This is a genomic window from Alicyclobacillus contaminans DSM 17975 (genome assembly GCF_000429525.1).
GTDB classification, from domain to species: domain Bacteria; phylum Bacillota; class Bacilli; order Alicyclobacillales; family Alicyclobacillaceae; genus Alicyclobacillus_A; species Alicyclobacillus_A contaminans.
On sequence record NZ_AUCA01000001.1, the window covers coordinates 93,244 to 118,532 of the forward strand.

22 protein-coding genes and 1 pseudogene are annotated in these 25,289 nt (G+C 60.6%); 15 read left to right on the forward strand and 8 right to left on the reverse strand.

The window, feature by feature from the left end; genetic code table 11:
• Positions 1-70: 70 nt before the first annotated feature.
• The 4 genes from G463_RS17820 to G463_RS0100480 form a co-directional block, all read right to left on the reverse strand.
• The gene (locus tag G463_RS17820) at positions 71-2,893 is read right to left on the reverse strand and encodes a 1,4-alpha-glucan branching protein domain-containing protein (RefSeq protein WP_084171086.1); all 2,823 of its coding nucleotides are present in this window, start codon (positions 2,891-2,893) and stop codon (positions 71-73) included.
• Complete coding sequence (locus G463_RS23090) at positions 2,893-3,444, reverse strand: DUF4912 domain-containing protein (RefSeq protein ID WP_051321724.1); 552 nt, start codon at positions 3,442-3,444, stop codon at positions 2,893-2,895. The genes G463_RS17820 and G463_RS23090 overlap by 1 nt, the downstream gene beginning before the upstream one ends.
• Before the next feature lie 194 nt (positions 3,445-3,638).
• Positions 3,639-6,686 (reverse strand): glycoside hydrolase family 15 protein, encoded by a 3,048-nt coding sequence (locus G463_RS17830; protein WP_169725393.1) that lies wholly within the window; start codon positions 6,684-6,686, stop codon positions 3,639-3,641.
• Positions 6,687-7,239: 553 nt separating this feature from the next.
• Positions 7,240-7,434: a hypothetical protein gene (locus G463_RS0100480; protein WP_026973640.1), complete on the reverse strand. Its 195-nt coding sequence runs from the start codon at positions 7,432-7,434 to the stop codon at positions 7,240-7,242.
• Between the two features lie 81 nt (positions 7,435-7,515).
• Between G463_RS0100480 and G463_RS0100485 the strand changes: the two genes are divergently transcribed.
• The gene (locus tag G463_RS0100485) at positions 7,516-8,223 is read left to right on the forward strand and encodes a DUF190 domain-containing protein (RefSeq protein WP_026973641.1); all 708 of its coding nucleotides are present in this window, start codon (positions 7,516-7,518) and stop codon (positions 8,221-8,223) included.
• 72 nt (positions 8,224-8,295) lie between these two features.
• Here G463_RS0100485 and G463_RS0100490 read toward each other — a convergent pair whose 3' ends face one another.
• Positions 8,296-9,051, reverse strand: coding sequence for a hypothetical protein (locus tag G463_RS0100490; RefSeq protein ID WP_156900031.1), 756 nt, complete (start codon positions 9,049-9,051; stop codon positions 8,296-8,298).
• 120 nt (positions 9,052-9,171) lie between these two features.
• Between G463_RS0100490 and acpS the strand changes: the two genes are divergently transcribed.
• The 12 genes and pseudogenes from acpS to G463_RS0100555 all read left to right on the forward strand — a co-directional run bounded on the left by acpS (position 9,172) and on the right by G463_RS0100555 (position 18,595).
• Positions 9,172-9,552 (forward strand): holo-ACP synthase, encoded by a 381-nt coding sequence (gene acpS / locus G463_RS0100500; RefSeq protein ID WP_026973643.1) that lies wholly within the window; start codon positions 9,172-9,174, stop codon positions 9,550-9,552.
• A 72-nt stretch (positions 9,553-9,624) separates the two neighbouring features.
• On the forward strand, positions 9,625-11,082 hold the full coding sequence (locus tag G463_RS0100505; protein WP_026973644.1) for an NAD(P)H-hydrate dehydratase: 1,458 nt from the start codon (positions 9,625-9,627) through the stop codon (positions 11,080-11,082).
• A 30-nt stretch (positions 11,083-11,112) separates the two neighbouring features.
• A complete protein-coding gene (locus G463_RS0100510; protein ID WP_026973645.1) occupies positions 11,113-12,108 on the forward strand; it encodes a LolA family protein in 996 nt (331 codons plus the stop codon).
• A 163-nt stretch (positions 12,109-12,271) separates the two neighbouring features.
• The gene (gene alr, locus G463_RS0100515; protein WP_051321726.1) at positions 12,272-13,522 is read left to right on the forward strand and encodes an alanine racemase; all 1,251 of its coding nucleotides are present in this window, start codon (positions 12,272-12,274) and stop codon (positions 13,520-13,522) included.
• A gap of 94 nt (positions 13,523-13,616) precedes the next feature.
• Complete coding sequence (locus G463_RS0100520) at positions 13,617-13,889, forward strand: CopG family ribbon-helix-helix protein (protein ID WP_026973647.1); 273 nt, start codon at positions 13,617-13,619, stop codon at positions 13,887-13,889.
• 4 nt (positions 13,890-13,893) lie between these two features.
• Positions 13,894-14,244, forward strand: a complete 351-nt coding sequence (locus tag G463_RS0100525; RefSeq protein WP_026973648.1) for a type II toxin-antitoxin system PemK/MazF family toxin — start codon at positions 13,894-13,896, stop codon at positions 14,242-14,244.
• 144 nt (positions 14,245-14,388) lie between these two features.
• The gene (locus tag G463_RS0100530; protein WP_026973649.1) at positions 14,389-15,642 is read left to right on the forward strand and encodes an adenosylhomocysteinase; all 1,254 of its coding nucleotides are present in this window, start codon (positions 14,389-14,391) and stop codon (positions 15,640-15,642) included.
• A 151-nt stretch (positions 15,643-15,793) separates the two neighbouring features.
• Positions 15,794-16,564 carry a gamma-glutamyl-gamma-aminobutyrate hydrolase family protein gene (locus G463_RS0100535; RefSeq protein ID WP_026973650.1) on the forward strand — a complete coding sequence of 257 codons (771 nt, stop codon included), beginning with the start codon at positions 15,794-15,796 and terminating at the stop codon, positions 16,562-16,564.
• A gap of 110 nt (positions 16,565-16,674) precedes the next feature.
• Positions 16,675-16,893 carry a DUF1659 domain-containing protein gene (locus G463_RS0100540; protein WP_026973651.1) on the forward strand — a complete coding sequence of 73 codons (219 nt, stop codon included), beginning with the start codon at positions 16,675-16,677 and terminating at the stop codon, positions 16,891-16,893.
• Between the two features lie 72 nt (positions 16,894-16,965).
• Positions 16,966-17,184 (forward strand): DUF2922 domain-containing protein, encoded by a 219-nt coding sequence (locus tag G463_RS0100545; protein ID WP_026973652.1) that lies wholly within the window; start codon positions 16,966-16,968, stop codon positions 17,182-17,184.
• Positions 17,185-17,315: 131 nt separating this feature from the next.
• Positions 17,316-17,577: pseudogene (locus G463_RS23395) on the forward strand (AAA family ATPase); the annotation flags it as partial.
• A 211-nt stretch (positions 17,578-17,788) separates the two neighbouring features.
• On the forward strand, positions 17,789-18,595 hold the full coding sequence (locus tag G463_RS0100555) for an ABC-2 transporter permease (RefSeq protein ID WP_026973653.1): 807 nt from the start codon (positions 17,789-17,791) through the stop codon (positions 18,593-18,595).
• Positions 18,596-18,674: 79 nt separating this feature from the next.
• On the opposite strand, the gene G463_RS0100560 is transcribed toward G463_RS0100555, so the two are convergent.
• Positions 18,675-19,337, reverse strand: a complete 663-nt coding sequence (locus G463_RS0100560) for a PilZ domain-containing protein (protein WP_026973654.1) — start codon at positions 19,335-19,337, stop codon at positions 18,675-18,677.
• A gap of 222 nt (positions 19,338-19,559) precedes the next feature.
• Here G463_RS0100560 and G463_RS0100565 point away from each other — a divergent pair, with 222 nt between their 5' ends.
• Both G463_RS0100565 and G463_RS17840 read left to right on the forward strand, forming a co-directional pair.
• The gene (locus tag G463_RS0100565) at positions 19,560-20,546 is read left to right on the forward strand and encodes an aldo/keto reductase (RefSeq protein ID WP_026973655.1); all 987 of its coding nucleotides are present in this window, start codon (positions 19,560-19,562) and stop codon (positions 20,544-20,546) included.
• Positions 20,547-20,832: 286 nt separating this feature from the next.
• Positions 20,833-23,268, forward strand: coding sequence for a Lon protease family protein (locus G463_RS17840; protein WP_051321728.1), 2,436 nt, complete (start codon positions 20,833-20,835; stop codon positions 23,266-23,268).
• A gap of 70 nt (positions 23,269-23,338) precedes the next feature.
• Here the strand turns inward: G463_RS17840 and G463_RS0100575 are convergent, their stop codons facing one another.
• Both G463_RS0100575 and G463_RS0100580 read right to left on the reverse strand, forming a co-directional pair.
• Positions 23,339-23,836, reverse strand: coding sequence for an aromatic-ring-hydroxylating dioxygenase subunit beta (locus tag G463_RS0100575; RefSeq protein ID WP_026973656.1), 498 nt, complete (start codon positions 23,834-23,836; stop codon positions 23,339-23,341).
• 30 nt (positions 23,837-23,866) lie between these two features.
• Positions 23,867-25,237 carry an aromatic ring-hydroxylating oxygenase subunit alpha gene (locus G463_RS0100580; RefSeq protein WP_051321729.1) on the reverse strand — a complete coding sequence of 457 codons (1,371 nt, stop codon included), beginning with the start codon at positions 25,235-25,237 and terminating at the stop codon, positions 23,867-23,869.
• Positions 25,238-25,289 lie beyond the last annotated feature (52 nt).

Consider the following 25,289-nt stretch of genomic DNA (forward strand, 5'->3'; position numbering starts at 1 on the left):
AATGACCGCCTTCATGCACATCACGCTACCTTTCCGGAGATGTCGCAATATCGAAGGACCAACAAGAACATCACGCCGGAGTCGGCGCAGGCTGAACCATTGTCTGGTGGCTTTGTGGACCGTTTTCTTCACCGCACAGTTGTCGATAGATGTCCGCCGTCTCTTGCGCAATCACCTCCCAGTCGTACTGCTTGACCCGTTCCCTGGCTGCTTCGGCCAACGCCTGTGCCCACGCGGGATTCCGGAGCAGTTGCATCACCTGATCCGCGATGGACTGTGGATTTCCTGGCAGCACTGTCAACCCGGTCCGCCCGTGGTCCACCACGTCGCCGAGGCCTCCCACGTCCGACACCACCACCGGTGTTCCGGCAGCCATCGCTTCCAGCGCGACGATGCCGAACGGTTCGTACAGACTCGGAAACACCGCCGCGTACGCCTTGGCGAGCAGGTCGTTGCGCACCTCGTCGGACACGTATCCGAGAAATTGGACGTGGTCCTGTACCTGCAGTTGTTGCGCCAGTTGCTTCAGTTCGTCCATCATGGGCCCCTGACCGGCAATGCGGAACTGGACATCCGGATATGCCGACACGATGAGTGGGGCTGCTTGAATCAGCAGATGAACCCCCTTTTCGCGCACCAGCCGGCCGACGTACAGGATGGTTCGCGGATGCTCGGCAGCCGAGGCCGCCCGGACGGACGGCGGGCGCAACATGCGCGGATCGACCCCGTTCGGCAGAACGTGGATTTTGTCACCGGGCAGACGGAAGACTTGTTCCACCTCGCGTTGCATGGCTGCACTGCAAACAATGACGCGGGCGGCTTCGTAGGTCAGGGTCCATTCCAAATGGTGAATGTACCGTTGGACGTCGGTGTGAATGCCTTGGTTGCGGCCGTGCTCCGTGGCGTGAATGGTGGCCACCAGCGGCCATCGGTACAGTGCCTTGAGAGCTTTGGCGGTGTGGCACACCAGCCAATCGTGGGCGTGCATCAGGTCGAACTGCAGGCCGGACGCCACGAGCCGCTGACACGCCTCCACCATCGCCAGGTTCAGCTGAAACACCCAATGGATGAACTCGCCGCCGTCCGGCTGCAGCACGTGGACGCGATGCACATGGACCCCTTCCACTTGTTCGTACGCCGGGTACTCGCCAATTTCCGTGGTGACAACGTGAACCTCCCAGCCGAGGTGGACGAGGTGTCGCGTGAGATCGTACACGTGGCGGGCCAGGCCGCCCACCGTCATGGGCGGGAACTCCCAGGACAGCACGAGCACCTTTGGGCGAGTGGAGGGAGTCGGCAGGTGATTTGCTGCATTCGGGGTTTGATAGTATTCATAGCGAATCTCGGGGAAAATCGGATGGAACGTTTCCACCTGTTCCAGCCACGCGGCATCGACGGCGCCCTGCATCAGCATGTCATACAGTTTGGTGAATCGTGCCACGTGCTGCTTTACGCGGTTCACCGCGTAGTCCACCATGGTGCGGTTATCCATAATGAACGCCCAGTCGCTGCTCTGCGCCAGCATCAACTCTCTCGCCGCTTGGTTGAGCGCACGGCGTTCCAAGGGGGTCGGCGTGGGGAAGCGATGGGCCAGTTGAATCATGCGCTGTTCACCCAGATGGAGCGCCGGGTAGATCCAATCGTTTTCGCCGCGCAGCCACACGTCCGCGTATCCTCTTCGCCCCCAGGAGGACATGGTCAGGTCGCACACCTGAAAGTCGCTATAGCGCCGAAGGTACTCGGAGGGCGTGATGGTCTTCAGCGAGTCCTGGTCAAAATGGATTTTGCGCAGCAGCATGTCAATCCAAACGGGGCCTTCGTACCACCAGTGGCCAAACAGTTCCGCATCGTACGGCGCCACCACAATCGGCTTGCGGCCCATGTGGTAGTTCCAGTGCTCCACTTGTTTCTGTCGATTGAACCAGAAATTCCCTGCGTGAATCGCCGCTTTTTCCCGGGCGCGCAGAAAGTTGTACGGCTGCTTCTCCATGCCCTCGCCGGTGATCCGAAAGTATTTGATGCCCGTATTCACGCGAATGCCGGCCGGGTGGATGTAGGGGGCAATCGTCTCCAAATCGAGATCAAACCCGATGTCCCGGTAGTACTCGCGGTAGTCCCCGTCTCCAGGATAGCCTTCTTTGGAACTCCACACCTGCTTGGAGGACGATTCATCCCTGGCGAAGGCGGCGACGCCAGCGGGTGTCAGCACGGGGGACAGGGTGCCGAACACAGGTGCCGGCTGCGCCGTTGTGAGTGCGTGCGTGTCGGCGATGAAGTACTCCAAACCGCATTCGCGCAGGATGGAATCCACCCCTGGCGCAAAGCCGCACTCCGGCAGCCAGATGCCGCGCGGATTCCGTCCGAAGGTTTGGCGGTACACGTCCATGCCGGTCATGATTTGGGCCCGCATCGCTTCCGGCGTCTCCATGAGCGGCAAGAACGCATGGGTGGCGGCGGACGTCATGATCTCCAGATAGCCCATGTCCTGCAATGATCGAAACACCGCCAACAAATCGTGGTGGCAGGCCTGGTAAAACGCGTGAACGCCTTCGAGCCGGCGGCGGTACTCGCAGGCCAAGGGATGAAAATCCGCATCGCCCTGCGTCCGCTCCATCTCCTTGCTCGCCAGTTCCAACAGCTTGTGGAGGTACGAAAGATACCGCTGTTGCAGCAACGCGTCTTTCAACATGGCGATGAGCGTGGGCGTGATGGAAAGGGTCACGCGGAAATCCACGCCATCGTTGACCAACCCTTCAAACACTTGCAGGAGCGGAATGTAGGATTCCGTGATGGCCTCAAACAGCCAGCGCTCTTCCAGATACCATTCGCTTTCCGGGTGACGCACAAACGGGAGGTGTGCGTGCAAAACCAATGCGAGATAACCCTTTTCCATCAATTGGACGCCTCCGCATCTCGGATCACACTGTAGCCGTCAAACACGGTGGAGTAACTGGTGAATGGCTGCACGGACGCCGCCGGCGACGAATCGTCCACGATTGGTGAAGCGGTCGAAGGCACGGCTCGAAAGCCAACCGACGGTTCCGCGCTGGACGCGGCAAGGCGCGGGGTTGCCACCACGTTGGACTGAAGCAATGCGAAAAATCGCCCGTTCCGAGTGGTGGTGCAGAGTTGGGCAAGGTACCTGCGTGCAGGTGCCACATCGTGGAAGTACCAGTTGTCCGACGATGGGTGAACCGGAAGGGTCACGGTGGAATGCGCAGGCTGGATGGGAAAGAACACATCGGTGACATCGTGAAGTTGGAGATGCAGGGGGAGATGATCCCAGTTGCATTGAAAATGCTCGCAAACCATTTGCCGTTTCAGCGCGCTGACCTCCCAGTACAGGAACAATGAGGTGGGTTCCCGCACCATGAGGCGCAGACGATCCATGTTCCAATGTCGTTTCCATGTCGCCTCTTCTCTGGAAATTCCGTCGTTCAGCACGTCATGACCACCCTCTTGTTCGTTAGCAAATGGCTCATAGACTATATATGCGCGGACGGTCCGCCCATGCCTAATCCGCGATGTTTTTTTGACATCGTGGACCACATACCAACCGATTGGTAGAATCCCAGACAAAAGAAACTCCCACGCTGTGGCAGGTGGGAGTGAGGCTCTGTGGCGTTGGGTCATGCATCTCATCCGATGCGCAGCATGGGCAGTCCCAAAGCGGCTTGGAAGGCGGAGGTTCTGGACATCTGGTCCGGCAGCAGAAGGTCGACAAACTGCGGCGCGGCGCTGCCGAGCGCCCGGTTTCCGAAACTCCATTCGTCCGAGGCAGGACGAACCGGGCGAATGCGGCCAAACTGTTCTCCAGCGAGCAACGCCATCACCCCCCAACCCGGTTTGGGGGAACCCAGGTATCTTCTCGGCACCGACACGTGAATGGTGTTGGCGGCGTAATCCGCCCAGACGTCCACCGCTCCGCAGCAAGACCAGTCGCTGTTGTACACGCCGCAGTCGCCATGCCAGTTGCCGGTGATCCGAATCAGTTTCTCCCACCAGCAATGGGGCGCGAACCGGGCGTTCAAGTCTTTGGTCCACGCCTGGCCGGAGTGGGGGCGTCCATCCCTGTCGATGTAGATGTCAATCACCTGTTTGGAAATGCCGCTCGGTCCGCCCCACGGATTGTCGAGATGCCCCAGCGTCAGGTCGAAGTAAACGCGCGCATCATCCGCACTCATCCGCAGTTGTCGCAGTTCAAAGTCGCCCGGAGAGAACGCGCCGCTCGACGGGTACTGCACCGGTTGCCCATCCATCTCATTGGTGCGATGCAGCAGCGCGGGGGGGTCGTAGACCGCGGTGAGGGATGCGGTGCCAATGGTCCGTTGATTGTCATACGCAATCACTTCCACGTGGTGCCGGCCTGCGAAACGTACCGGTAGATCCACGGTGAACAAACCGGCGTCGTCGGCGAGGCCACACACCTGCTGTTGGGCGTGCGTCACCACCACCGTTGCTCTTGGCACCGTTCTACCCTGGATGCAGAGGACGGGACCGGACGCGGTACTGCGCGCAGGGCCCGGAGCGGCTTCCAGCGGGAGGCGCGATGGCCAGCCGTTTCGGACGTATCGGTCATGGACCACCGCCGGCTGTTCCACCACCGCCGCCTGCTCAATGCACATGGCCAGACGCAGGTATTGCGCGAGGGCCCATACCAACGGTGTCGCGCACCCGGTGCCGCGGTCCGGGACCAGATGTTTGTCCAACAGGGGCGCCCCGTCCCAAATCTGTTCCGGGATCATTCGTCCTTCGTTGGCGCAGGCCCCCAGCGTCTGCAACAGCTTCAAGGGGCCGTACACGTGGCGGGGGCGGCGGCGGCGCTCGGACAACCACCACGCGACCTCGTATTCTCCGCGCTCCCCGCTGAGCAGGGGCCACGGTCTGCCCACGCCGGAGCCATTGTAGGGCCGCCCGTCCTCGTACTCTCCGTACCCGTCGAAATTGTAGCGGCGCCAGATGGGGCCGTGCACGCTGTCGTACCGCAGCGCGTCGTCCACCACATTCAACGACTGCACAATGAGTGGGTGGTCCGCGGCCATCAATCCGAGTCGGACCAGTTCGAGAAATCCGGCGTCCACAATCTCCGTCTTGTCGTGCCAGCCGCCACCGTTCTTGAGCTCAATCCAATGCCCATCATCGGTGGAATCCGTGTCGTTCACCCGAATAAAGTAGGGGTGTGGCGACCAGGGCCCCGCATTCGCCACGGTCCACGCCGGGAGCTTGGCGAACCAGTCGTCCGCAGTGCGCAAATAGCGGGCCGCGGACGCATGGTCACCCGCGTCGCGGGCCATCTCCGCAGCCACCACCAGTGCGGCAATCTGTGTCGCCAGCGTGGAGGGGGAGTAGCCAGCGTTCTCTTCCCAGCGATCCTGATCCGTCCGTGGTCCGAGCGCCAGCAGGAAATCGGCCGCCGGTTTGACGAGCGAACGATACCGGTGGCCCGTCCGCAACTGGTACGCGAGCAGGATGGGGAACGCCGCCTCGTCCAGTTGGATGCCGTTCCAGTAAACGCGGCCGTCCGGCCAGGTATTTTGCGGGAACGATCCGTCCGGCTTTTGTTGCACATCATCCAAATATTGAAGGACGCGGTGCGCGGTGTCCACGTCGCCAATGGCGGCCAGTGCCGACGCAATCTGGCAGAGATCACGCGCCCACACCAGGTGGTATCCGCCCACATCCGGCGTGTCCGCGGCAACGTGGTCTCCCCAGGGAATGCTCAGCGACGCCACGATGGCCCCAGGGGTCAACTTGTCCTCGTGGGCTCGGATGGTCATGGCGGCTGCGTAATACTGCGCTTTGCACGCGAGGTTCGGTCGGCGCAGTGTTGCTACGTAGGTCTTCCAGCCCGACTCGTACACGCTGCGGATGTCGTCGAAGGGCTGGGACAGGGCCTCGGCAACCGCTTTCACCGCGCTGTTGCCCTCCTTGCCGAGACCCAGCGCCACGGTGAATCGCACAGATGCGCACCGTTCGTTCTCCAGGTGCAGTCGGCCGAGCAGGGCCACGTTGCCCTGGCGAGCCTCGGTGGATGTTGAGATCAGTTGATGGTCGCGATGGAGTACTGTCCAAGCATCCGCGGGGCCGACAAAATCCGCGGTCGCCTCGGCAAAGGGGATGGAAGCGGAGAGCGCCAGCGCTGTCGTCTCGTCGTACGCCGTCAGGTAAGTCCGGCTATCCGCCTCGAGAATGGCTGCCGAGTCGTCCCTGCAGGTTCCGCCAAGCACCGGTTTGACGTACAGCCATACGTCGTAATCCTGCACCCGCCCCCTCAAGGCGCGGAACGTTACGTCGGCCAGCACCACGTGGCGAGCCGGGTCGGTGATCCACGTTTTGCGAATCTCGTAGGCGCCGTTGTTCGCGGTGTTGATCTGCTCATACACCAGCGCGTCTTCACACAACAACCGAACGCGGTGTTTCGTATCCAGGGATTCGCGGTCAGTGAACGTTTTGCCATCGCTCACCAGGAATTCGAGCCGTTGCAATTGAGGGTGCGCCACGTCCGGGTAATAGACTTCGGTCAACATTCCCTGGGCGAGCGTATACCAAACGTTGGACCGGCTCGGGCCGGATGCCGGATTGTAAAACGACGTGCCGATCCCTGATTTGGCGCCGGTCGTCCAGGTGGAAATCACTTCATGGCTGGGCCGCACAGCTTGTCGATGCCGTTCACCTTTGTACCGCATCCGTTTCACCCCGCAATGGGAATTGACGTACATTGGCTGTCGGCGTTGCGATTCCTCCTTTTCGCGCAGGCTCTGCGTTCTGCTGTACCCATATTCAAACCAAGCCGCCGGTGTGACGGAACTGGGCCGTTTCGCCGAATGCCGAACGCGGGCGGGCCATCGGAAAGCGTTTCGGGAATCGTTGAAACATACTATAATGGTCGGTATGGGAGAAAACTGGCCGGGTCTTAACAGGTAGAGCATCGGCCAGCAGTGGAAAGGGTGGGTCGGATGCCTTCGGCGGTGTGTCCCCATTGTGGTCAGGCCGCGTATTCGGGCGCGGCATTTGATAGAATTTGGGATTGCCCGTACTGCGGGAAGGCGGTGTTTCCAAACGGAGGAAATTCTCCACGGAGCACCGGCAGAGATCCGGTGGTGGACTATTACAGCCGGTTTTGGACCGCGGTGGAAAACGACCGGTGAGGCCGGAGAATGAGCGGACTGCTGTGTGCAGTCCGTTTTTTGCTGTATGTGCCCGCCTAGATCCGCCCTCGAGGGGGACGCCCAATCCGAATCAGGACTGGGCATACAAGGATGATGTGCTGAGGAAGACCAGCCCCATCAACAGGCCCACACAGGCAATGCCAAACAATCGCCGGCGGGACACCGGGCGGGGCGCATTTGGCCGCACAACCACGAATACGGTGAAGAGAACGGCAATCGCCGCCAGGAACACCACATCCAGCGCGAGGTGCAGAATCGTATGCACAATCAGGCTCCTCTCTGACGCAATCCATACACGTGACATTGTGCCACAAACGGTGTCCGCTTGCACCTGGGGGGTGACGGGATGGAGTGGTCGTCGTGCGGTGTTGTGAAAGTGGGCCTGTGGAACGGATTTGACACCAATTGGCGGGGGCAGCTGGTGTACAGGGCGCTGTTGGAAGAGGCATATCGTTTGGGCACGCGCAGCAGCTGCGTGTGGGGACACGTGGAAGGCAGCCGGTCCCGCCGGTCCTTTCGAACGGTCGAGAGCGAGGTGGCTTCCAATGCGCTGCCGGTGATGTTGGAGTTTATCGTGGAATGGGATAAACTGGAGCACCTCGTGGCAGCCTGTTGTCACCGCGCGAGCAAACGCGGCATTGTGGTGGTGGAAGCGGCTATCCTGGCCAGTTCGCCAGAAAGGGGAACGGACGTGAAGGCGCGGATGGAAGTAGAGCGCTTGATGACTTCTGGTGCGGATGGATTGCAGGTGCAGGTGTTCACCATGGAACAAACGCAGCGTGACGGCAAGCCCTTGTACCAAGCGGTGGCCGAGCAATTGCGTGCAGCGGGCATCCTCTGGGTGTCCACCGCGCGGGGGATGGACGGCGGCGGGCGGGATTGGCGGCCCGCACACCGCACTTGGTTGAAGCGTCGCGACGTGCCCGTGGTCATTACGGCGCTGGACCGTGCCGAGTGCTTCGAATCCTGTTTGCCGCAGCTGACCCACCTGGCGGGAGACGATGCGCTGATTGTCTGCAAGCCGGTCATCTGGCATCATCCGCCGCCCCCCTGACAGAGCTTCCCTCCCGGGGGCCGGCAGATTCACCGGGCCGTGGCGCGATGAGTCGTCTCCGCCCAGGGAAGGTCAGCGATGGGTTGGCAGCGGCGGCGATGAAGCGGCGCTCGGCCCCGTGTGCCAATTGGCCAACCACAGATAGCGGGCCGTGACCATATGGAGGAGCCAGGTCATCGCGGCGCTGTACAGCCAGCCTATCGCCAGCAGATCAATCCAGCTCACCTCCGCGGCAAGGGAGAGAGCCAGGCCGGTGAGAAACACGATGGTGACGGACAGGGGGATGAGGCTGACGAGACCGCGCAGCAACGAGACAAAAGCGGACTTGAAGGCGGCGTGGACGTGACGCTCCGCCACCAGGGCGACGTCCACGAACAGGCACAGATATCGCGCCGCCAGAACGATGGCGGCCAGTGGCGCGTTGGCCTGTGGGAACACCTGGACCACGCCGGCCAACAGCAGGTTCATTCCCACCCAGAGCAGATTCCACAACAACAATCGCCAGAAGCTGCGCATGCCGTCCATCACAAACGCCGCCGGTGATCCGGGTCGGCCGGTGTTGGCACGCACCAGCGATCCGTAGAAGCCGCCGGTGAGAAACGATTGGACAAGCAGTACAATGATAGGTGCCCACCAAACCGTGTCGGTATCCGGTTGAACTACCGACCACAGGGACGGAATGCCGGTGGGGAGAGACAGCAGCTGACTGCGCAGCGCCGGTGGGTGGATGGCCACACCGCTGGCGAACAGATACGCCCAGGAAGCGGTGGTGAACGCGATGGACAACACTGTGAGCGCGAACATTGTGCGCCAGAAGCGGCGAACCAAGGGCTTCGCTCCCTTCCATATGGAAAATGGACCGATGCAGGCGATTCGGTTAGAATCTTCGTTCAATTTCATTGTAATGCAAGGTTGCGCGATTGCGGACATCGAAAGCGGGGGATTTTCATGATTGCGGGGCTGGGAACGGACGTGGTGGAGCTTTCCCGCGTGGCCGCAGCGCTCGAACGGCGGCGGGAGGCCTTCTTGGAGCGCGTGCTGGCGCCGGCCGAGCGAGCGCTGTGCGCGGAGATGGGGAAAGAGAGACAGGTGGAATTCGTGGCCGGGCGCTTCGCGGCCAAAGAGGCCATGGCCAAGGCGGCGGGATGCGGCATTGCGCGGCTGGGGATGCGATATGTGGAATTGCGAACTGGGACGTCGGGCCTCCTGGTGCAATTCCACCACCCGCGCGTGCCCGACGTGCTTCGCGGTCGGTGGTGGGTTTCCATCACTCACACGGCGCAGCTGGCGTTCGCCACCGCGGTCCGGGAACTGGACGAAGGCGTGTGAGACGAGCCAGGATTGTACTATTCGTCGGACGGGCCGAATATATCTATTACCAATCCTCGGGGAGGGTACCGAGTGTATCTTGTAACGAGTGAGCAGATGCAAACGCTCGACAAACGCACCATGGCGCGGGGACGCGTACCGGGACTGCTGTTGATGGATCACGCGGGAAGGCATGTGGCGGAACGGGTGCTTCTGCGGCGGCCGCAGCGCGTGGTGGTGCTCTGCGGCAAGGGCAACAATGGCGGCGATGGCTGGACCGCCGCTCGCTGGCTGCATCACTTTGGTGTGGCGGACGTCACGGTGCTCAGTCTCGTCTCACCTTCGGACCTCGGCGGCGACGCCCGCCGGGCGGCGGAAATGGCGGAGGCGGCGGGGGTGCCGTGGCACGCGTACCGGGAAGGCATGGACCTGCCGACAGCGGACGTGTATGTCGACGCGCTGCTCGGCACGGGCGTCTCCCGGCCGCTGGCCGGTCCGTTGGCCGAACTGGTCGACGCGGTGAATCAGGCGTCGCCTTGGACGATTGCCGTCGACGTTCCGACCGGTGTGGATGCCAGCACGGGGCGCGTGCAGGGGAGTGCCATACGGGCGCACGAAACCGTGGCGATGGCGTATCAGAAACTGGGCACCGCCGTGACGCCGGGCTGTCTGTACGCCGGGGATGTGGTGGTTGCGGACATCGGGATTGTGCGCGACATCCCGGGCGACTGCGCGGCGTTCGTCACCGCCGAGGATGTGCGCCGGGTCATACGTCCTCGCCATCCCGCAACCCACAAGGGCAGCTTTGGCCGCGTGGGTGTGGCGGTGGGCGCGATGCCCGGAGCGGCGGTCTTGGCGGGGCTCGGTGCCGCGCGCGTTGGAGCAGGATGGGTGGCGCTCGGCGCAGCCAGGTTGCCAGGCCATGTGCCTATCGACTTTGTCCGCCGCGAACAGCCGCCAACGCCCGCGATGTTCGAGGACTGCACCAGTCTGGTGGTCGGCCCCGGACTCGGCGCGGATGCTCCTGCCTGGATGACGGTGGTGGAACATCACGCTGGACCTGGGGTGCTGGACGCCGACGCCCTGCCGTGGAGTGTGACGGGACTGCGCACTTGGTCGCAATGGGTGTTGACGCCCCATCCCAAGGAATGTGCCCGGCTGCTCGGCTGGGACACCGCGCAGGTCCAGGAAAACCGCCTGCAGGCAGCGCGTCAGTGCGCACAGGTCACGGGGGCGGTGGTGGTGCTGAAAGGGTATCGGTCGATTGTGGCCGCTGCCGACGGCCGTCTGCGCGTCATTCCCACCGGCGACGCATCGCTCGCCACGGCAGGCACCGGCGATGTGTTGGCGGGCATGATTGGAGGACTGCTCGCCCAAGGCGCCACGCCCTTTGACGCGGCTTGCGCAGGTGCGTATGTGCACGGCGTTGCCGGTGAATTGGCCGGTGAGCGACTGGGGCAAGCCAGCGTGATGGCCTCGGATGTTGTCGACAACATTTCCCGCGCAATAAAGTGCCGGATCGACAGCGTTTCCGAGCAACGCCGTGATTGAGTCGTTTGTCGACGAAAGGCGAGGTGGAGTATGCGAAAATTCGGCTGGGTTTTGGCGATGGGGCTCGTGGTCGGGATGGTCGCTGGATGCGGTTCACCCTCGAAGTCGGAGGTTGCCTCCAGCCTCCAGACGCAGGCGGAAAAGCTGGAGTCTGTAAATTACCAGAGTGAAGCGAAAATGACTGTGCAGATGGACAACGGCGCACAGACCTACTACGTCCACACCAGCTACGAATCGCCGGACGTCTATAAGATTGAGTTGGGGGACGCGAACAAAAACATCAACCAGGTGATTGTCCGCAACGCCAACGGCATGTTTGTCGTCAGTCCGTCTCTGCAAAAGGTGTTCCGGTTCAACGGAAACTGGGCGCAGAACCAAGGGCATCTCTATCTGTACGACCAGTTGCTGCAGCAGCTCGCCACCGACAAGAACGTGAAATTGACGAAGCAGGGTTCCGACTACTTGTTTGCATTGCCGTCCAGTCAGGACGGTGACATCGTCTCCCGCCAGGAGGTGACGATGGACGCCAAAACGTTCACCCCGAAGAAGGTGGTGCTGTACGACAAGGACGACACTGCGGTGGTGACCCTGCAGTTCACGTCGTTCACGACCAACGTCAAGTACCAGGACGCCGATTTCGATCCGCATAAGATAGCCTCCAGCTCCACCAAGGCGACGATGGCGCCGGTGAGCGACAAATTTGTCTACATTGAGCCTGACGTGGAATCGCTGGGCGACCAACTGGATGTGACGCAGATGGACTCGGCGACGTCCGCGTTGCTGCGGTACACAGGAGACCACACGTTCACGCTCGCGGAATCCATCCCCAGTCCGGGGGTGGCGGGTCTGCCCGAGGGACAATTGGTGGACCTCTACGGCGTGCCCGCCCTGTACGCGGGAACGGACAGTGTTCACCAACTGGTTTGGCTCAACAACGGGTACGAGTTTTCGCTGGCCAGCGGCAATCTTACGCTGGAGCAGATGAAGTCGCTGGCGATTTCAACCTTCAATCAAGTCGGCAAGTGAGATTCCGCGGTATCATCGGATGCATTCCGGCGTGCGCGCCTCTCCCGAGGTGCGCACGCCATTTTCACGGGCAGGACGCCATTCGTGGCCGTGCCACATCCGAGAATGGGGTGAAGGGAGGTTTGTCACGTCCAAAACAAAGGGGTACACTGAGAGGCAAACAATGGACCAGTGCTGGGGTGAGGACGTGTACCGGGGAACGTTTGCCGTTGTAGACTTGCGGGCGATTCGATGGAATCTTCAAAATATCATGTCTCGACTGTCGCCGGGCACGGACACCTTGGTCGCGGTGAAGGCGAACGGATATGGGCACGGCGCGCCGCAGGTGGCGCGCGCGGCGGCTGCCGCCGGCGCATCGTACCTCGGCGTGGCGAGCGTCGAAGAGGCACTTAAACTGAGAGCCGCCGGAATTCAGACGCCGATATTGGTGCTTGGCGCCACGAACTACGAGGGAGCTGTCGTGGCCGCCCGGCACGACGTGGAGGTGGCGCTGACCGAATCCTGTCTGGCGTGGCCGCAGGTGTCGGCGGATATGATCATCCGCGGCCATCTGAAACTGGACACCGGCATGTCTCGACTCGGCCTGAAAACCGTGGACGGTTGCCGCGCGTTTGCCCAGTGGTTGAAGACGCGGCCGGACGTCAAGTGCGTCGGGGTATTCACGCATCTGGCGTGCGCGGACGCGGCGGACCTCACGCACGCCGAACGCCAGATGGAGCAATTCCGCAGCTTGCGGAATGCGTTGGCGGAAGCAGGGGTTCGGCCGTTGCGGGCCCACGCGGCGAACAGCGCTGCGGCCCTGCGCCGGCCGGATTGGCATGAGGATATGGTGCGGATTGGCATCAGCGCCTACGGATACGCGCCGAGCCGCGCGTTTGCTTTGCCTGTGGCGCTGCGGCCAGCGCTCAGCCTGTACAGCTTCGTGACGCGGGTGGAGGCACTGGCTCCGGGAGAAACAGTGGGGTACGGTGCGACGTTTCAGGCAGACAGGCCGTGTCGAATTGCCACCGTGCCGGTGGGATATGCGGACGGATATCCGCGGATCCTGTCCAACCGCAGTTGGGTTTGGTTGCACGGACGTCGGGCGCCGGTGGTGGGCAACGTCTGCATGGATCAGCTGATGGTGGATGTCACCGACATCCTGGATGTGGCGGTGGGCGACTGTGTCACGCTGTACGGGTATGAGGCGCCGTCGGAATGGCGAAGTGGAGCCGCGTGGACGGAGGGCGGCGGAACGGAGGAGGGCGTGCAAACCTGGCTGCGCAACGGATACGAACGGGCCGTCCGGATGACGGGGGGTACACCTATGCAGCCGGTGATCTCCCTGGATGAGCTCGGCGATCTGGCGGGCACCATTTCGTACGAACTGATGTGCGCGCTGGCTGAACGCGTACCGCGTATCTATGTGGAGTAGAACTGCGCCCGAAAGCTTTTGACATCCCTTTTGCGGCACCGATATAATAACCATGGAGTCGAGAGGTAGGTAGTGTGCAGTGGAGGTGCCGCGTGTGTCCAATCAAAGGCGCATTGTAGTGAACATCCCGGAAGCCTTGTTACACCAGGTGGATGGCATTGCGCATCAGCAACACACGAATCGCAGCGAAGTGATCCGCGAAGCGATGAGGCAGTATGTGACGGAGCGGCGGAGGCTTGACATCCGCGAAGCGATGCAGCAGGGTTACCAGGAAATGGCACGGATCAACCTGCGGATTGCATCGGAGGCCTTCCCATTGGAGCAGGAGGCGGGCGGCACGGTTGAACGTCTGGTAAGCGGGGTGTGACAATTTGAACGTCAAGCGTGGGGACATTTTTTTTGCCGATCTTTCGCCGGTCGTTGGATCAGAACAGGGCGGATTTCGACCGGTGCTCATCATTCAGAACGATATCGGCAACCGTTTTAGCCCCACCGTGATTGTTGCTGCCATTACCGCACAAATCCAGAAGGCAAAATTGCCGACCCATGTCGAAATTCCCGCCAACCCAAACGGGTTGGAGCGGGATTCTGTCATTTTGTTGGAACAAATCCGAACCATCGATAAACAGCGACTAACGGATAAAATCACGCATCTTGACGAGACCACCATGCGGCGCGTCAACGACGCTCTGCAGATCAGCCTCGGTCTCGTGGAGTTCTGAATCATCGAAATAGCGGCGGATTCCCGCCCCGATTTTGATCCGCTCGTCTTCAAAGCCCACCCGGATTACGACGACAGCGGTTGGGGTGCGGCTGAATGTGCCGCGCCTCGCAGGCCACGTCGCCCAAAGGAGCGTACATCAGATATGACCGTATTGGAACAATCCCTCATTCGAGACATTGGACTGGCTTCCGCCGGGAACCTGAAAATTGACTGGGTGGAGGCACATATGCCGCTGCTGCGGCGGATCCGAGAGCAGTTCCAGACCGAGCGGCCGTTCGCGGGCAAAAAAATCGGCATCTGCCTGCATCTCGAGGCCAAAACCGCATACCTGGCGCTGGCGGTGCAGGCCGGCGGAGCAGAGGTGGCCATCTGTGCCAGCAACCCGCTGTCCACGCAGGACGACGTCGCGGCGGCGTTGGTGGACAGAGGGATTATCACGTACGCTTGGCACGGGGCCACGGCGGACGAGTATCGCACGTTTCTGAACAAGCTGTTGGATTTCCACCCGGATGCCCTGATTGACGACGGCGCCGATTTGGTTTCCACCATTTATCGGGAGAGGCCGGAGCAAGCCAAGGAGATCATCGGCGGGTGCGAGGAAACGACCACCGGCATCATTCGGCTTCAGGCGATGGACGCCGAGGGGATTCTGCAATTTCCCATGATGGCGGTGAACGACGCGTACTGCAAGCACCTGTTCGACAACCGCTATGGAACCGGCCAGTCCGCGTGGGACGGCATTATGCGGACCACCAACCTGCTGGTGGCGGGCCGCACGGCGGTGATTGTCGGATACGGATGGGTGGGCCGCGGTCTGGCCATGCGTGCCAAAGGACTGGGCGCGCGCGTCATTGTCACAGAGGTCAATCCCATTCGCGCCCTGGAGGCGGTCATGGATGGGTTTGAGGTCATGCCCATTGTGGAAGCGGCCAGGTACGGCGACTTCTTCGTCACCGCCACGGGTAACCGGGATTGCATCGCCCGTCCTGCGTTTGAGGTGATGAAGGATGGCGCGGTGCTGGCGAACGCGGGCCACTTTGACGTGGAGATCTCCAAGCCCGACCTGCGCGCGATGTCCAAGTCGGTTCGAATGGTTCGCAGCAACATTGAAGAGTACCATTTTCACGACGGTCGAAAGATGTACCTGTTGGCGGAAGGCAGGCTGGTCAACCTGGTGGCCGGCGACGGCCATCCGGCGGAAGTGATGGACATGACGTTCGCCCTGCAGGCGCTCGGACTGCGCGAGGTCGTGACGGGACAGTACCGTCCCGGCGTGCACCGCGTACCGGAGGCGTTGGATGAGCAGATTGCGCGCATGCGCCTGGAGGCGTGGAACCTTTCCATTGACACGCTCACCGAGGCGCAGCAGCGGTATTTAAACAGCTGGACGGACTGAGCGGCTGTCGGTTGGGCGCACGCGTCTCTCTGTCCTCACATATGTATGCAGAGCAGTTGTGAGGATTGAGAGGACGGTTCAGGAGTCAACGAGGTTGAAAAATCGTCTCACACACGCATGCAGCAGGTGTGAGGACTGGGAGGCGTGTGTTGTGAACAAACCGTTGATTGGCATCACAGGTTCCAGACACGTGATGGAGACTCACGCCGCCGCCCCCTCGCTGTTGGCGGTGGTGTCGAGCGACGATTACGCGCAGGGCGTGGAGGCGGCCGGCGGCTGCCCGGTGATTGTTCCGTACCTCACCGACGACGCCACGGTGCAGACCCTCGCCAATTTGATGGACGGCTTGATTTTGGCCGGTGGCGAGGATGTTCATCCCGGCCTCTGGGGGGACCAGCCGCGCCACGGCCTCGGCTCGGTGGTACCCGAGCGGGACGACTTGGAGATGGCCCTGATTCGGCGCATGCTGGCACTGCAAAAACCCATCCTCGGCATCTGCCGCGGCATCCAAATCCTGAACGTCGCCCTTGGCGGTTCCTTGTATCAGGACCTGCCTCGGGAGTGGCGCGGTAAAATCCAGCATCGGCAGCGAGCTCGACGGGATTTCCTGAGTCACGGCGTGCAGTTGGCCGAACACAGCCGGCTCGCTCGCCTGGTGGGTGGCACGGCCATCCGGTGCAATACGTTTCATCACCAGGCGGTCCGGGAATTGGGTGAACATCTGGTTGCCGTCGGATGGGATGACGAGGGCTTGGTGGAGGCTGTGGAACACGAGACGTTGCCGTTTGTGGTGGGCGTGCAGTGGCATCCGGAAAACCTGTGGCGCAAGCACCCTGAGCATCTGGCGCTGTTTCGCGGCTTGGTGGAGGCGGCCGCAATCCACAGTTCGGGTACGGTGAGCCAACCCAGCGAGTCTCTCTGAATCCGTCAACCGTGCATATGAATCTGGTGCGAATGTGTCCCCCGCAATGGGGGACTTGTTGCATTTATATCCGTGCGCACCGATTCAGCGCAGGAAAGGAGGCGGCAACCATGGCCACAGTGACGCCGGTATCGCGGCATCTGCAGCTGCAGTTCCAGATTGGGACGACCACCAGCGGGCAACCCAAGCTGCAGAACCGCAACTTCCCCAACGTCTCTCCCTCCGCGGCGGACGCGGATGTCCTGGCGGTGGGACAAGCCCTGGCGGGCCTGTTCGCGGAACCCCTGTACGGGATTGCGAAGGTGGACCAGAGCAGCATCGAACCGTAACTGAGCAGGCTGTCCATTCCCGCGTAATGCGGGAATGGATACACCGAATGCAGACGAATGGAGGTGATGTGCATGGCTACCAAGACCACGCTGCAGATGACGTTCATGACCGACCAGGATAAGAAGGTGCGGATTAACATACCGGGCCCGAAGGCCGGACTCGACGCGAACGCGGTCGGACAGGTGATGGACCTCATTGTCAGCAAAGGCATCTTCGCGTTCCCGCAGGGGAAAATCGTGAAGAAGGTGGATGCCGTGCAGGTGTCCACGGACAGCACCACGCTGCTGTAAGCGGGAGCGTCGCAGACAAAACCCCCGGTCTGAACCGGGGGTTTTGTCTGTGGACGAATGGCATGGGCGGTCATTCATCGAGCCGAAATCGTGTATGATGGGGATGTATTTGTGATGGCCGAATGCGTCGGATTGTGGCCGCGTGCATGCATGAGCCGCAGGTACTGATTCTGGACGAACCCACCTCCGGGCTCGATCCGCTGATGCAGCACCGCTTCCTTGACTTGGTTCAGGAAGAGAAGCAGCGGGGCGCGACCATTCTGATGTCGTCACATATCTTTCCGGAGATAGAACGGGTGTGTGACCGCGTCGGGATCTTGAGAGACGGAACGCTCGTTGCGGTGGAAGACATCCGCAATCTGCGGGCAAATCGGCGCCAGGTGTTCACCGTTCTGTTCGCGGCCGAATCGGAGGCGAATCGGTTCATCGCGTTGGGCGGCCTGCTGCAACGGCGGGGGACCGAAGTGGAGGTTGAGGTTCGGGGCGATTGCAACGAGTTCATTGGGCGGTTGGCGCAATGCCGGGTGCACGAGCTGCGCGTGCATGAACTCGGTCTGGAAGAGCTCTTCATGCACTACTACGAGGCGTAGGGAGGGGATGGCGAATGAGTTCGGCGCTCTACCGTTCCATGTTCAAATGGCAGATGAAAGCGATGCTCAGTTACGGCTGCGGCATTATGTTGTACCAGTGGCTGTTCATCTGGACGTACCCGTCCATCGCGAAATCGTCCGCGCTCAATGCGCTGCTGAAGACCATGCCCGCCGGTTTCCTGAAGGTTATCGGGTATGAGGCAGGAGTTTCCCAGGTGGGGGATTACCTCGCCGGAGAATTTTACGGCCTCATTTATGTGATCATCATGGCCATCTACGCCGTGATGACCGCCACGCAACTGATGGCCCGCCTGCAGGATTCCGGATTTCTGGCGTATCTCTTGGCCACACCGGTCTCGCGGGTACGAATCGCCGTGTCGCAGTTGGCCGTTTTGGTTTCGGGGATTGTCGGGATTGGACTGTTGTGCACGGTGAGCGGGTTGCTCGGCGTCCATTGGTTCATCTCGGACAGTCCTCTGAATACGGCCAAGTTTGTCGAAATGAACGCGATAGGTGTCCTGTTGTTTCTTCTGGTGGGCGCCTACTCCTTTTTCTTCTCGTGCACAGCGCGGGATGAACGCACGGCGCTGTCGGCGTCCGCTCTCTTGACCGTCGTCTTCTATGCTCTGCATACGGCGGGATCGCTCAGTGATACGGTCGGGTGGCTTAGGAACGTCTCCATCTTCACCGCGTTCGATCCGCAGGCGCTGATGCATGGCACAGCCAACGTGCCTTCCCTGGCGCTCGGCCTTGGTGTTGCCGCTGTGGGGATTTTCGCAGCGGCGGTGGCGGGGTTTCGCCGTAAGGAGATGGCGCTGTAGGACCTGACGCCGACGTGGCTGAACTTGTGTGATGCGCGCAGTCACGCCGCGTCCGGCCCGGGCGTAGTCAAACCAAAGATCAATGAACGCGCCCACGGCACACGCCCTGCTGTTGCATTAGGCAGTCGCGGCACATCTTGTGCCTCTGCTTGATCTGGCACATGAATAAGAAGCTGGAGATGATGGCGTCCTTCCATCCGGGCATGTCCACAAACGCGCACCCGTACTGATACGTGATGGGGTCCAGGATGCGCACGTTTTTCACCACGGCTTCGAAGGAAACGGTGTCAAACGCATTGGATTTATTCACGAGGGAGATCTTTCCGTGGACACGGGTGTCCACAGGAAATGAAAGTTTACTCTGGAACGACAGGCCGCCCGGGCTCAGGTCATGCACCATCTCGTGCGTTGTGACACTTCCATCCGAGATCACCAATTGAATGGGAACGTGCACGCGATGAAACCGACGCTTGTTGTTGAATGGCCGCTGGGGCTGCTGCTTCATGACCAGATGGCTATAATTCTGCGTGTACTCTTCCACGACGTACCACCCCGGACGGCAGGCGCAGCCATCCTGGGAGCTTTCAATCAGGATTTCATAGCCTCTCGGCAAATACAGCGGTTCTCCGTTGAGGTCTTTCGGAACCTCCAAAAGCAGCGTGTCATGAGCCACCTGAGCGTGGACCTTGGCCGCGATTCCATAATCGTTGGAAGGAAGAACCAAATACACGGTGGTGTTCACAATTCGACCCTCCCTGCGAGTGTCGTGGGCATGTACAGACAAACAACCTCTCTGTCAGGAACATATATCCATTATAGCAAGTCATCCAATATCTCAGAAGGTTCGAATGTAGAAAAGTGTTCTATATTCCAGATGCTCGATGCGGCGTGTTTGACTTGATTGTCCGCTCAAATTGAGGCACGTTAGACATGAAACACATTCTGATTTGACGAGGTGAGCAGTGTGGAGCAACGTGCGTTGGGTAGACAGGGGCTTGTGGTCAGCGCTTTGGGGCTGGGCTGCATGGGCATGTCCGATTTTTACAGCGGCCGCGACGAGGAAGAGTCCATTCGCACCATTCATCGGGCCCTGGAGCTGGGCATCACCTTCTTCGATACCGCCGATATGTACGGCGTGGGACACAATGAGGAATTGGTCGGTCGCGCGCTCAAGGGCCGCCGCGACGAGGTGATCTTGGCGACGAAGTTCGGCAACGTGCGCGCGGCGGACGGCACGTTCCTCGGCGTCAACGGCCGGCCTGAATACGTGAAACAGGCATGTGACGCGAGTCTGAAACGGTTGGGTGTGGATTACATTGACCTGTACTATCAACATCGGGTCGATCCGGACACCCCCATCGAAGAAACGGTCGGCGCCATGGCGGATCTGGTGAAAGCCGGGAAAGTGCGCTATCTCGGTTTGTCGGAAGCGGCGCCGGAAACCATTCGCCGAGCGCATCGGGTTCACCCCATCACTGCCCTGCAGACCGAATATTCTCTGTGGAGCCGCGACGTGGAGGACGAGGTACTGCCCACGGTGCGGGAACTCGGCATTGGCTTTGTCGCCTACAGTCCCCTCGGACGGGGATTCCTGACCGGGCGCTTCAGGCGGTTTGAAGATCTGCCCGAGGACGACTACCGCCGCCATTCGCCCCGCTTCCAGGGGGAGAACTTCATCAAAAACCTCGAGCTGGTCAAGTTGATTGAAACGATGGCGCGGGAAAAAGGCTGCACGCCGGCGCAGCTGGCTCTGGCCTGGCTGCTTCATCGCGGCGAGGACATCGTGCCGATTCCCGGCACGAAGCAGAGGGGCTATCTGGAGGAAAACCTGAAGGCGCTTGAGGTCTCGCTCAGTGCCGACGACATCGCGCGCATTGAACGGATTGCGCCAAAGGGCGTGGCCGCTGGGGAGCGGTACCCTGCGCACGCGATGCAGACGGTCCATCGTTGAACCGGGCAACGGGCGTCGGGCTTTGCATGAGGTCATCCGTACAGCGGAGGGCGGGGAAGTCCCCGCCCTATTTTGCGTGGCCGCGCGGATTGCTGGACTGTCGCCGGCGCAGCGGATTGGACGCGTGGGCTGTATGTACAGACTGTGGCAACTCAGCCGGTCACCGTGTATAGTGAAATGAATTCGAATCATCAATTTTTTATCTGTATTTTTTAACCGGAGTGACTCGGCATCCCGCAGTACCACCCTTGGTAGATGACCATATTTGGGATGGGGGAGATGGACCGTGAAGCGGTTGGATGAACAGGAATATCAGAGACGGGCACTGTCTGTGGACAAGCTTACCTGCAGTTTCAATGACAATCTGTTTTCGTTCAATGACACCTCTGAACTTCCCGGGCTGAATCACCGCATGGTCGGGCAGGAGCGGGCGGTGGCGGCGCTGGACTTCGGTCTGAGCATCGACGCGGAAGGGTACAACGTGTTTGTCGTTGGCCCCGCGGGCACCGGCAAGACCACGTACACCGTTGAAAAGCTCACGGCTGTGGCGCAAACGCATGCCGTGCCGGACGATTGGTGTTACGTCTACAATTTTCAAAACCCGGATCAGCCGATGGCACTGCGGTTTCCTCCGGGGCAGGTGCACCGCCTTCGGCGTGCGATGGAACAGTTGGTCGGCGATTTGGAAGAAGAAATGACGCGTCAATTTGAAAGCGACGAATATGTCCATCAAAGGGCTCAGCAGGTCAAGCAATTCAATGAAAACGCGCAAAAGACGTGGGAGCTTTTGGAGATTGCCGCCCGGCAGTTGGGAATTGGGCTGCAGCGGACGACGGCAGGCATTACGGCGGTTCCGCTGACCCGGACCGGACAGCCGATGAGCCCGGAAATGTTCGACGGTCTGCCGCAGGCCGAGAAGGCGCAGTTCACCCTTGCACAGCAGCAGGTGCAGGACATGCTGGAGGATACTTTGCGACAGATCCGCACACTGCAAAAGGAGGCGCGTCAGGCTCAGCGGAAGCTCGATGAACAAACAGCATCCTCCGCTGTCGACCATCTCTTTGAAGACCTCCTGGCGCAGTTCCCCGATGAACGCGTGCAGGCGTATCTCAACGAGGTGAAGCAGGATGTCATCCAGCACCACGCGTATTTTCGGCGGGACCCGGATGGCGATGCCGGTTTGCGGACGACGGACGACGGTATGGATCCGAGGCGCAGATACCAGGTGAACGTGATCGTCGACCGCCAGGGACAAACGGGGGCCCCTGTGGTCGTGGAGACCAATCCCACGTACGCCAACCTGGTCGGTAAAGTGGAGTATCGCAGCAGCCACGGCGTGATGGTGTCCGACTACACCCTTATCAAGCCCGGAGCGCTGCATCAGGCGAACGGCGGTTACCTGGTGTTGCAGGTGCAGGATCTCCTGAGTCACCCCGCGTCCTGGTACGCGCTCAAAAACGCGTTGAAAACCGCCGAAATTCGTGTGGATGCACCACCGAGCGATGGCGCGGGGCTGACCCCCACCGGCCTCAGGCCGGAGCCCATCCCAATGCGGATGAAGGTCATTCTGATTGGCACGCCCGAGCTCTTTCACTGGTTGTACGCGAACGATCCCGCCGTGCAGAAATACTTCAAGGTCAAGGCCGAATTTGCCCCGGACATGCCGCGAACGTCCGAGACGTGCATGGAACTGGCCAACTTCATTGCGTCGTACACGCGCAAGCATGGGTTGCCCGCGTTTTCGAGGGATGCGGTCCGCCTCGTGGTCGAGCAGAGCGCGCGAGAGACCGAAGATCACCACAAGTTGTCCGCGCGTTTCAGCTTGGTCATCGAACTGATGACGGAGGCGAGCCACTTCGCGCGATTGGATGAGGCCGCGGTGGTGCAGGCGGATCATGTGAAACGGGCGTTGACTGCCAAGCGCAGAAGGTCCGAGTTGATAAAGGAAAAGGTGTTGGAGCAAATTCTCAACGGCACCATCCACGTGGACACCAGCGGTGAGCGCGTGGGCCAAATCAATGGTCTGGCGGTGCTGAGCAGCGGCGACATGGCGTTCGGACAGCCGCACCGCATCACGGCGCGCACGTACACGGGACGGCGCGGCGTGGTCAATGTGGAGCGCGAGACCGCCATGAGCGGCCGCATTCACGACAAAGGGCTGCTGATTCTCAGTGCCTTTTTGTCCGGCGAGTTTGCTCAGAAACGTCCGCTGTCCATTTCCGCAAGCATCGTGTTTGAACAGACGTACAGCACGATTGACGGCGACAGCGCTTCGAGCACGGAATTGTACGCCATTCTGTCGTCGCTGGCGAACGTGCCCATCCGGCAGGACATCGCCGTCACGGGATCGGTGGACCAGTTCGGGGATATTCAACCCATTGGCGGCGTGAACGAAAAAATCGAGGGTTTTTTCTATATCTGTAAAGCGCAGGGGTGGACAGGCCGTCAGGGTGTCATCATTCCGCACCAGAACGTGAAAAACCTGTTCCTGTCCGATGAGGTGGTGGACGCCGTTCGCGCAGGCCAATTTCACATTTGGCCCGTGCGGACCATTCGAGAGGGCATTGAACTGCTCACCGGCGTGGTGGCGGGCGATGAACGGCCCTACTCGCCGGACACGCTGTTTGGCGTCATTGAGCGGCGGCTGGAAGCGCTCTGGAGGGCCGAAGAGACGGGGGACGCTTCGGCCGAGGCGCAGATTCATCACGATGCGACGGTTTGACCGGTGCGTCAGCGAGGGATACCGGGGGCGGTTTCGCCCCCGGCATCCGGTGCATCAGGCATGGCAGCACTCAGATGAAAATGCTCAGGTTTAACATGGGGAACACGGTCTGGTCAAGGTAAATGGTGCGCTCCGCCAACTTCAACTGCCCGTCGACCCGGTGAATGGTGTCCACGCGCTCACCGAAGATGTGAGCACTCTCGGAGCTATCGCGGATGCTCCGCAGGATGAGGAAATAGCTGGCGACCTGCACCGCATCCGGGCGTTCCCTGTTCACCACGCGAATGTTGGAGACGATGTGCCGCGTCCGCGTGGGGGGATTTTCCGACCAGGCGGAGGTAGTTCGGAAGCGTTCGACGCGGGTCTGCAAACTGCGTTTCGTTTCGTCAAAAAAAGTCATGTCATCTATGAAATCGTCCGATTCGCCAAAATCCCGGGTAACGCGCACCGGCATCCGATAGCGGATGCCTTCGTCCAACAATGCGAGCCAGGCTTCATATTCCCGTTGATCCAGCAGGGCGGCTTCGCGAAACAAAAATTGAACCACGTCCTCGTAGGAGATATCCATACAAGCCCTCCTTTCCAAAACAGACTGGCATCACCGATTGGGCACGAGAACATCCGTGTCCTGTTCCGCGAGCAGTGCGTCAATCCAGTGTTCGTAAAAAGCTCTGGAGATGGCGTCCAGATAACAGGTGGGATACGCAATCCCCGGACCGGGCCAGGTGGGATCTGGTTCCACGCGGCCAAGGCCCATCAGGTAGTTGAGGACGTTGTTGTAGTGCACATCTTTGTCCTGAGCCATGGTGCCTTGGCTCGCTTCCACCACGCGCGTCCAAATCTCAGCGTCGTCCTGTTCCAGGGTGCCCGCAGGTCCAAAAGAGCCAATGTAGCTCAGATAGGATGCCTCCTTGAAAGCTTCCGGAGCCTGTTTGTCGACCATGAACCAGGAGGTGATCTCAATCTTCGCAGGTCCGATAGGACGCCACACCCGGAAGTTGACGAAGGACGTCAGCGGTTCGTCCGGGCCGCCCGTGCCGTGCATGGGACTGACAAACGATAGATTCGGGAAGCAGGTCCCAACCATAATCATGGTCTTTTCAAACACCTGGCGTTGGGCGGGGGTGAGATTCCGTTCGAACATGGGCCACATCTCGCGTGGCAGCCCCTGGTAGGGCGGAACGTTGAGGCCGGCCTTGGCGGTGATGAGGTTGATGCCGTGGCCGTGATTGAGCACAACTTGGTGTCCATAGCTCGCGTACATGGGGTCTTTGGGGCTGATGCCGAGCTCCACGGTGGAACGGTGTGTCATCGCGGTGTGGTACGGATCGCCGCCAAAATTGTCAGAGCTCACTTTCCAGTTGGTGTGGATGATCCAGCGCTGTGGCACGCCGCGAACCTCCATTCCTCCGTCGCTGCGGCCGAGCATGATGTCGAGGTACCACTTCAAGTCGCCGAGAAACGACATCAGGGATGGCGCGTCGGGGTTGAGCGATCCGAAGATCATCCCCTGGTAACTGGCCACCCGCGGAAGTTTGCGCAGTGACCACTGGCTCCTGTCCATTTCCTGTCCGTACACCTTGTTCCCGGCAATCACGCCGACCAGGTCGCCGTTCAGGTTGAATGTCCACCCGTGATAGGGGCAGGTGAACGTCTTCCGCTGTCCGAAATCAGCGGTGCACAGTTTGGTGCCGCGGTGTGTGCAGGAGTTGAGATAGGCCTGAATCTCGCCCTGTTCATCGCGAAGCAAGAGCACAGGGTCGTGGACAATCCACCGCGTCACGTAGTCGCCGGGCCGCGGAATCTCCGACTCGTGTCCGAGAAAGTTCCATGTTTTCGCGAAAATCTGATGGACTTCCGCACGGTACACGTCCGGGTCGGCAAACACCCACTGAGGCAGCACCCCCTGTTGAATCTTCGCTTTGACCTCGAGCAACACATCCCGACGCAAGCGAGGCACGTCCGCCATATTCATCCTCCTTTGCGGATGAAAGCGCATACACAACCGGTGCTGAGAGAAG

What these genes read in the sequence shown, in the direction of transcription:
- G463_RS17820 (WP_084171086.1), bottom strand. Translation starts at nt 2,893, where the DNA reads ATGGAAAAGGGTTATCTCGCATTGGTTTTGCACGCACACCTCCCGTTT.
- G463_RS17830 (WP_169725393.1), bottom strand. Translation starts at nt 6,686, where the DNA reads ATGCGGTACAAAGGTGAACGGCATCGACAAGCTGTGCGGCCCAGCCAT.
- G463_RS0100485 (WP_026973641.1), top strand. Translation starts at nt 7,516, where the DNA reads ATGGAGTGGTCGTCGTGCGGTGTTGTGAAAGTGGGCCTGTGGAACGGA.
- acpS (WP_026973643.1), top strand. Translation starts at nt 9,172, where the DNA reads ATGATTGCGGGGCTGGGAACGGACGTGGTGGAGCTTTCCCGCGTGGCC.
- G463_RS0100510 (WP_026973645.1), top strand. Translation starts at nt 11,113, where the DNA reads ATGCGAAAATTCGGCTGGGTTTTGGCGATGGGGCTCGTGGTCGGGATG.
- alr (WP_051321726.1), top strand. Translation starts at nt 12,272, where the DNA reads ATGGACCAGTGCTGGGGTGAGGACGTGTACCGGGGAACGTTTGCCGTT.
- G463_RS0100530 (WP_026973649.1), top strand. Translation starts at nt 14,389, where the DNA reads ATGACCGTATTGGAACAATCCCTCATTCGAGACATTGGACTGGCTTCC.
- G463_RS0100540 (WP_026973651.1), top strand. Translation starts at nt 16,675, where the DNA reads ATGGCCACAGTGACGCCGGTATCGCGGCATCTGCAGCTGCAGTTCCAG.
- G463_RS0100545 (WP_026973652.1), top strand. Translation starts at nt 16,966, where the DNA reads ATGGCTACCAAGACCACGCTGCAGATGACGTTCATGACCGACCAGGAT.
- G463_RS0100555 (WP_026973653.1), top strand. Translation starts at nt 17,789, where the DNA reads ATGAGTTCGGCGCTCTACCGTTCCATGTTCAAATGGCAGATGAAAGCG.
- G463_RS0100575 (WP_026973656.1), bottom strand. Translation starts at nt 23,836, where the DNA reads ATGGATATCTCCTACGAGGACGTGGTTCAATTTTTGTTTCGCGAAGCC.
- G463_RS0100580 (WP_051321729.1), bottom strand. Translation starts at nt 25,237, where the DNA reads ATGGCGGACGTGCCTCGCTTGCGTCGGGATGTGTTGCTCGAGGTCAAA.